The sequence below is a fragment of the Capnocytophaga sp. oral taxon 863 str. F0517 genome, from assembly GCF_000466425.1.
Lineage (GTDB): Bacteria > Bacteroidota > Bacteroidia > Flavobacteriales > Flavobacteriaceae > Capnocytophaga.
This window is the reverse complement of sequence record NZ_KE992096.1, coordinates 1-1,577: the sequence shown is the minus strand read 5'-3', so window position 1 is coordinate 1,577 and position 1,577 is coordinate 1. Positions and strand designations below refer to the sequence as shown.

The window sequence follows — 1,577 nt, the reverse complement described above, 5'->3', positions numbered from 1 at the left end:
AACCTATATTGACCCCGAAGTTCTTACCCTGTTCCCAGCCTGCCTCCTGCAAATATTGGTTTACATGTGTTTTTATGATTTTCCAAATTTTCTAAACGCCTGGATGGTTTGATAATAACCATATCCAATGAAGATACGACCAATAAAAAGAATAATATTGTTGAAATCATTATCTTGTACTAGTTGGATAAGTCCATTAGCGCTTTTTACACCATTATCAAAAGGTTTCATATCTACAATATTTATAACGTTTAAGAAAAAAGCAACAGATTCTTCCCATGCTTTCAGGTTATAAGGTTCAAATGACCAAAAATTGTAACTTTTTTTTAAAAGAATATATGAAGTTATAACTCCCATTATTACTATAAAAGAGACTCCCCTAATCCAATCTGTTCCAAATTTGTTTGAAATCCTATTCAAAAGAAGTAGAATTATGTCTTTTATATAGAACAAGAGTATAAAGGAAATAGGAAGAGCAAAAAAAAGTATATATATGATAAAAAATTTACTTTCGTTATTTAGAATCATTTTAAGATTAAAATACCCGAAAAATATGAAAAAAACTGAAAAGAAAATATATTTTATTTTTATATTCTGCCTTATAATATACAAAATTTTATCTAATCTATTATAACCCAATAAACTAAATTGTTCTCTTTGATAGACACTCATTTCATTTTTATACATATTTAGACCTTCTATTTTGTTATTTTCCATATAAAAATTGCTTTTAATGATTCTAAAAGTTTCACGGATTTTTGAATATGTAGTAGGGGTTATATTCTTTTTATCACGAGGATATTTACCAAAATCATCTATATATTTTTGATAGGTTTGAATATTCTCAATTCCTTCTATCTTTATATTCCAGAAATTTATAGTACATCTAAAATTAGCTCTCGATATATCTATACATCTACTAAATATAGAACTTTCAAAGTTAAGATAGCTATCAGATTTCACTTTATTATATAAGAACTGTACTTCCTTTTCAAATGTCACCCCTGAGAAGATACAAGTTCCAAAAAAATCAGTTCTTAAGAATTGTTGCTCATTATGGAATATTGCCAAGTAAAAATCAACTAATTTCTCAAAAGTTGTATTTTCAAAATTAATACTAGAGTAAAAATCACAATGATGAAACCGAATATTTTCATAGAACTTAGCATTACTAAACGAAATAGTAATATCTTCATCCTTTACCCCAAATTCTCCCTCTGAAAAATTTAACTCTATATAATTATTACCACTAAAATATGTTTTATTTTGAAATTTAGCTCTTTTAAAAGTAAACTCCTTTTCTTTACCATTTGTAGTATCTTCAGATATTTTTTTTGATGTTATATTAAAAAAATAGGTTTTCCCTGTAAAAATAGCATTTTGAAAGGAGATATCATCATAAAATAGAACATTATGAAAATTTGCTTGTTTGGAGAAAATTGCTCTTTCAAATTTAGTACTTTTTATTTCTGTAGGATTTTCTAACTTTTCAAAAGAGACAGTTCTTTTAAATTGAGCTTCATTGAAGGTAACATTATAAAGCTTAGCCCCCTTAAAATCAACGATAAAAGAGTTTT

At 26.2% G+C, this 1,577-nt stretch carries 1 protein-coding gene; it reads right to left on the bottom strand.

Going from position 1 to position 1,577, the window contains the following annotated elements:
- Window positions 1-72: 72 nt before the first annotated feature.
- Window positions 73-1,577, bottom strand: a 1,505-nt coding sequence (locus tag HMPREF1551_RS02795) for a pentapeptide repeat-containing protein (protein ID WP_021627512.1), incomplete at its 5' end; no start/stop codon positions are given.